3 protein-coding genes are annotated in these 6,456 nt (G+C 58.7%); 2 read left to right on the forward strand and 1 reads right to left on the reverse strand.

The window, feature by feature from the left end; translation table 11 throughout:
• Positions 1 to 107 precede the first annotated feature (107 nt).
• Complete coding sequence (locus SGJ19_09395) at positions 108 to 617, forward strand: hypothetical protein (protein MDZ4780452.1); 510 nt, start codon at positions 108 to 110, stop codon at positions 615 to 617.
• 12 nt (positions 618 to 629) lie between these two features.
• Positions 630 to 1,988: an alpha-amylase family glycosyl hydrolase gene (locus SGJ19_09400; GenBank protein ID MDZ4780453.1), complete on the forward strand. Its 1,359-nt coding sequence runs from the start codon at positions 630 to 632 to the stop codon at positions 1,986 to 1,988.
• A 506-nt stretch (positions 1,989 to 2,494) separates the two neighbouring features.
• Here the strand turns inward: SGJ19_09400 and SGJ19_09405 are convergent.
• On the reverse strand, positions 2,495 to 6,456 hold a 3,962-nt coding region (locus SGJ19_09405; protein ID MDZ4780454.1), incomplete at its 5' end, for a hypothetical protein.

Raw genomic sequence — 6,456 nt, forward strand, 5'->3', positions numbered from 1 at the left:
AACGATGTCGATATGCTCAGGCTACTTGGAGGCGGGGAATCTGATTTGCTTCCTCGCTGCTCAAAGTACGCATTCCGCACTGAAGTTCGCCGATTGAGTATTCATTTATGAGTAACGATCCTACGCCACGAAGATATCCGATTGGCGCTGAGTACCAGGACGGGCGCGTGCAATTTCGCGTTTGGGCGCCGAAATGGACTGCCGCGGAAGTTGTGATTCTCGACCGCGCGAATGCTTCTCAGGAACTCGCCGTCGTGCGCATGACGGCGGAGGAGCACGGTTTCTACGCTGGCGAGTGCGACGGCCAGCCGGGCTTGGTCTATGCCTTTCGTCCGCACGGTCAATCGCGTTGGTTTCCCGACCCGGCGTCCCACTATCAGCCGCAAGGGCCGGAAGGTCCGTCGCAAGTCGTGGATCCGCACCAATTCGTCTGGACCGATGGCGATTGGCATGGCCTCGAACCCCGCGGCCAGGTGATCTACGAATTGCACGTCGGCACCTTCACGACAGCAGGCACGTGGCGCGCCGCGGCAGCCGAGCTTGCTGAACTAGCACGGATCGGCATTACAGCGTTGGAAATCATGCCGATCGCCGATTTCGCTGGCGACTTTGGCTGAGGCTACGACGGCGTGAATCTTTTCGCGCCGTGCCGGCTGTACGGAACGCCGGAGGATTTCCGCGCGTTCGTGAATCATGCACACGAGTTGGGCATCGGCTTGATTCTCGACGTCGTCTACAACCATTTTGGGCCGGTGGGCAACTATCTGGCGCAGTACTCCGATCATTACTTCACCGACCGCCACGTCACCGAATGGGGCGCCGCGATCAATTTCGACGACGCCGATTCCGCCATCGTTCGGGATTATTTCCTGACCAACGTGCGCTATTGGATCGAGGAGTTCCACCTCGACGGCTATCGCTTCGACGCGACGCAGGCGATCGCCGATTGCTCTCCGCGACACATTCTGGCGGAGATGTCGGAGGTTGCGCGCGCCGCGGCCAAAGGACGGCGGATTCATCTATCCGTGGAGAACCAACCGCAGGACGTCATCAACTTGCGCGCAACCAAGAGCGGCGGCTTCGGCATGGACGCCATCTGGAACGACGACTTTCATCACTCCGCGCGTGTCTGCGCCACGGGGCGTAACGAAGGTTATTATCGCGACTTCGCAGGGCACGCCCAGGAGCTCGTCACCGCCGCGCGGCATGGGTTCTTGTATCAGGGGCAAGCCCGCGTGAATGGGCAGGAACGCGGCTCCGGCACGCGCGGGTTTGATGCGTGGTCCTTCGTTTCATTCTTGCAGAACCACGACCAGGTCGCGAATTCCGCTTACGGGCTGCGTTTGCATCAATTGGCGAGCCCCGCAAGGTTTCGCGCCCTAACAGCGCTCTGGCTGTTCATGCCGCAGACGCCGATGTTTCTGCAAGGCCAGGAATTCTGTGCGTCGAGCCCGTTCCTCTACTACGCCGATCTCGCGGAAGAACTGGGCCGCATCGTGTGGGAGGGCCGCAAATCGTTCCTGAGCCAGTTCCCGAGTCTCGCCACGCTGGACATGCAGGCGACGTTGCCCGATCCCTGCGCGCGGCGTACGTTCGAGCAATGCAAACTCGATTTATCGGAACGGCAATCGCACGCGCATGAATATCGTCTGCATGTCGATCTTTTGCAGCTGCGCAAATCAGACCCCGTGCTTCAGCGGCAAGACGCAACCATGCTCGACGGCGTCGCGTTCTCGACGGACGCGCTGGCGCTGCGCTATTTTACCGACGAAGGCTACGATCGATTGATTCTGACGAACTTCGGCCGCGACCTGTCGGTGACGCCGCCGTCACAGCCGTTGCTGGCCGCGCCGGCGAAACGCCACTGGGAATTGATCTGGAGCAGCGAACACCCCAAGTACGGCGGTCAAGGGACGTCGCCCTGGAAAACCGACGCCGGCTGGTGCTTGGCGGCGGACACGACGCTGCTATTTGCCGCGGCGGATTGAAGCAAAGTCGCTGTTTCTAGCGCACGTCGTCGGATGAAGTGAATCGCCAGCCCGCCTACGAGCAGCAGGACAAGTGTCAGCGAACTCGACTCCGGCACTGGGGTGAGGAGAATCGCGGCGACATTGCCCTCAGGGGAACGGCCATAACCCGCGATTTGGCCTCGATTGTTGAGGTCTTCGGCATGGAGCAGTCGCGAGCCGGACGCCGGATCGATGAGATCACTCAAATCAACGATTTTCCCGTCCTCCCAGAGGAATGCGCTGGCCGTCCGCCGAAGGCTGCCATAGCTTGTTCCGACAATCGGCGCATCATCGTTAACTGCAAGCGCCTCGCTCCAACTGTAAACGGCGGTCGCAAATGTCGCCAACAATAACATGAGCCGCAACCGAATCGAAAGCATTACCGGGCGTCTCCTCGATGACCAATCTTCGTACACTGTCCAACGGCGCTTCGATTCGGCCGGAGGCGCTCTGCTCGTCCCAACCGTTTCGCCTTAGCAACGGCCTCACGCACGCCGCCGTTTCAAAGCGGGCCACGCGGATGCCAAATCGTTCAATGCACCGTTCGAGGCGAACTGGGCAAACACCGCGTCCACCAAATTAGATGCTCCCGGTCGCGCCAAACTCTTCGGTTTGCCAACGGTCACGTCGTCGGCACTCCTACTTGCCTGCGGCGCTGGAAAACTTGTCCCAAAGTTATTCCGCACCGCGTTCAGGTCGATCAAGTTCACAATGAAGTCGCCATTCGAGTCGCCGGGGATTGGTCGCAGGATATCCAGAGTAAAGCTATCAATTGTGGCGGTCTGCTGCACGGTGGTCGTTGGACTTGTGTGTTGGACGCCCAAGTACAAGTCGAATTCGACGTTCAGAAACGCCAATTCAAAGGCAGTTGACTCACCGCTCGCAGCAGGGTTGGTGTGATTCTGCCACGAAACGGACCAGTTGCCCATACGTCGCGACAACGTCAGCGTCACGTCGTCGCCCGGCGCGAAGGCGTTCACCGCCGTTGAATACAGAATCTCGTCTCCAAACCCCCGATTGATCGCGATGTGATAAACATTCGACTCATGAAAGCCGACACGCACGGTGTTATTCCACGCCGTGCCTGCATACAGCGTCAGGTGGTCGCCGCTGTTGGGCAATTGAACGTTCAGGAAGGTCGCAGTCAGATTGAAGTCATCTTGGCCGATCCCCTCTTGCAACACGCCGGGCGCTTCCAGCGCTTCCAGATTCACTCCACCGTTGGCGTTTGCATTCGTGCTCTTGAGCAGCAATCGACCATTGATCCCAGGTTCCAGGTCCATGTTGGCGTCGGTGTTCGACAAGCCATCGCCGGTCCCTGGCAGCCGGTGCGTGAAGCCAACGCCAACGCCGTCCTTATCCAGCAGTGTGCCCGGCGACGGGGCGTTGAACGACAGATCGACCACACCGAGCCCGGTCTCGCCAAAGTGATTTCGGACGTTGTTCAGGTCCACAACGCCGACCGCACAATCGCCATTCGTGTCTCCTGGCACCAAGCACGGGCCGACCGTGAGCGTAAGCTGCGTCACGGCCGCGCCCAGATCGTCATCCGTTCCGACGAGTGTGAACACGTAGTCTCCCGCATCCAGCGGTGTAAACGCGAAGCTCGCGCCCGCTGCGACCGCCACGCTCTGACCGCCGCGCGTGACTTGCCAGAGGAAGGTGAAGGTGTCGAGCGGGCTGGGGTCGGTCGCCTGCGCCGTGACCGTGAACGGCACCCCCACATTGATCTTGTTCGGAACATCGCCGATCGAAAGCGTGGGAGCGACATTGGCGACGGTGATGCTCGTGGCCGTCTCAGCGAAGTTGCCATCATCGTCGGTAACTCGAATGGCAATCGGATATTGATCGGCGGAAGTACCGCCCGGATCATCGTCCAAATATGCGTGGGTCGCTGCAAACGTCCGCAACTGCGGATCGACAACGGCCACCGTCGCGCTACCGTCGCCCCAGTCGACTGAGACTGTATGCGTATCGAGCAGGTCTGGGTCCGCGATTGCACCGCTGACCGTTACCAACTCGCCTTCGTCCGCCACTGCGGGGGAAATAGTCAAATCCTCGATAGCCGGTGGACGGTCGAGGATGACGAGCGTCGTGCTGGCGAACACGCTTCCGCTATCGTCGTCGGTCACCATCACCGAAATCGTGAATTCGTTTCCCGGGTTGCTTTCGAGGTACGGGTGTGTTGCCTCAAACGTGCGAGTCCCCACTTGGGTCTGGATCGTTGTTGTGTGGCCGTCCCCCCAGTCAATCAAGATTGAGTGCGTGTCCAGGACTCCGGGATCCGTGAATGCTCCGTTCAGCGTGGCTAAATCGCCCAGGTCGATCGGCGTAAGCGCGTCAAGAACCAGGCCCGACGGAGCGTCATTCTCCACGATCACGGTCGCACTGTCACTGGCCACGCCGCCGTCATCGTCTGAAACGGTGACGCTAATCATGTATTGGTCGGATGGCGTGCCGCTGGGATCGTCATCCAGATAAACATGCGATCCGGAAAAGGTTCGCGCCTCTGGGTCAACGACCGCTGTGGACTGGTTGCCGTCTCCCCAATCAACGAGGAGCTCATGTGTGTCATTAAGTCCATTATCAATAACTGTGCCAGTGAGCTGCACGACCTTTGAAGCGTCGTAGTCTGGTGTGCCAATGAATCCCGACCGAGGCGAACCTTGGAACGGGGAATAATAACCAGTGACTTGTCCGCGATCGTTGACAGCTCGCAGTTCTGTATGGCGGGCACCAGGAAAATCAATTCCGAAATAGGTGCCGTCGGGGTTTAGAATGAACCCGTGCACTCCAGCACCTTCCGTAAACCACATTCCGGCCACCTGTCCTCGGTTGTTGATCCCAGAGAATTGCGTTTGCGTGGCACCGGGGTATGCGAAAACGGTCGAGCTGCCGTCGGCAGTGTTCAATAGGAAGCTCACGTAGCCATCAGTTCCGGAAACAATTCCAGAATTGTTGATGCCGAACGCATTGTGTTGGCCAATGGCGGGGATCACGAAGAACTTTAACTGACCCTGCGGCTCGCGAACGAATACTTGACTGGTATTTGCAAGTGTTGAGACAACACCAACAACCTGTCCGAGGTCATTAATGTCATTAACTTGAAATCCGGCAACATTTGGGATGTCGAACTCCTCAAACGATCCATTTGCTCGTCGAATGAAACCTCGCTTAAAATGCCCGGATTCGTCAGCTGTGTCGCCAACAATCTCGCTAAGATTGTTCATGCCTAATGGCTGCGTGTAAGTGCGACCAGGAAACTCGATGGGCTGCAAAGTTCCGTCAATAAGACGCAGGAAACCACCTTGATGCAGGTTGGGGATCGACACAGTGCCTGCGATTTGGCCGGAATTGTCAATTGCGAACGGGAAAGTTCCTTCCGCTTCAGGGAAAACCGTTTCGAAGGCGTTATATGCCGGCGCGCCTGTGAAACCGTCGCCTTCACAAATGGTGTCCGGCGACAGGGTAATTGACACGAGCGAAGGTACTGAGTTCGCAACCAACACTGTTGCGGACGCCTCTTCCGTTTGGCCGTCACCATCTTCGACTCGAAGCGCAATCTCGTATTCGCCGTCATCGTCGATGCCGAAGCCAGCCAACTGCTCCCACGTCAGGAAGGGACTCTCGCCAAAGGCATCGGCGAAATCGCCATCGCTGTTCAAGTCCCAAGAGAAGTAGAGCGGTGGCAATACACCAATTCCCCAAGGTTCGCCGACACCGGCCGCAATCGTGAACGGATCGCTGCCATCAAGCCGGGCGCGCTTCACGTTCCCGGACCCTTCCGTCCAATAGAGCGTGTCTGTCTCGACGTTCAGCGCCACCGTCGTCGCGGGCACTTCCAGTATCGTCTCCAAACCGCTGCCATCCAGGTTGGCTCGCTGGATGCGACCAGTGGCACTCTCGGCCCAATACAGCGTTCTGGCGCGTTGATCGAGCGCCAGGCCAGTGGCCTCGTCTATGCCGGTGAGCAGCGTCTCCACGTTCGAGCCGTCGAGATTTGCGCGGAGGATTCTTCCAGAGCCATCCAAATGGCCTTCGACGTCGGACCAGTAAACCTTGTTTTCGATCGAATCGACGGCGATTCCCCCGGGGTGCAGCAGGTCGGTCGCCACGACATCTTCAGGTTGCGAGCCATCCAGATTCGCTCGGCGAATCTTGCCACCACGAATCGCAGCGTTGATTTCCGAATTGTCAGAGTCCGTCCAGTAGACCTTCCCCGTCGTGAGATCAACTGCGATGCCTGCAGCGCCGTTCCGTACTTCCGCCACAGTTTCTTCTACGTCGCTTCCGTCGAGGCTCACTCGGCGAATTGCCAGGGAGCCCGGCTCCGTCCAATAGGCGAATTGATTCACCGAATCGACTGCCATGCCGCGGGGCTGCGCGACATCGGTTACGAGCGCTGCTAAGCCGCCACCGTCATCATTCGCGGACTGAAGCGAGGCTT

The sequence above is a fragment of the Planctomycetia bacterium genome, from assembly GCA_034440135.1.
Classification (GTDB): domain Bacteria; phylum Planctomycetota; class Planctomycetia; order Pirellulales; family JALHLM01; genus JALHLM01.

What these genes read in the sequence shown, in the direction of transcription:
- SGJ19_09395 (MDZ4780452.1), top strand. Translation starts at nt 108, where the DNA reads ATGAGTAACGATCCTACGCCACGAAGATATCCGATTGGCGCTGAGTAC.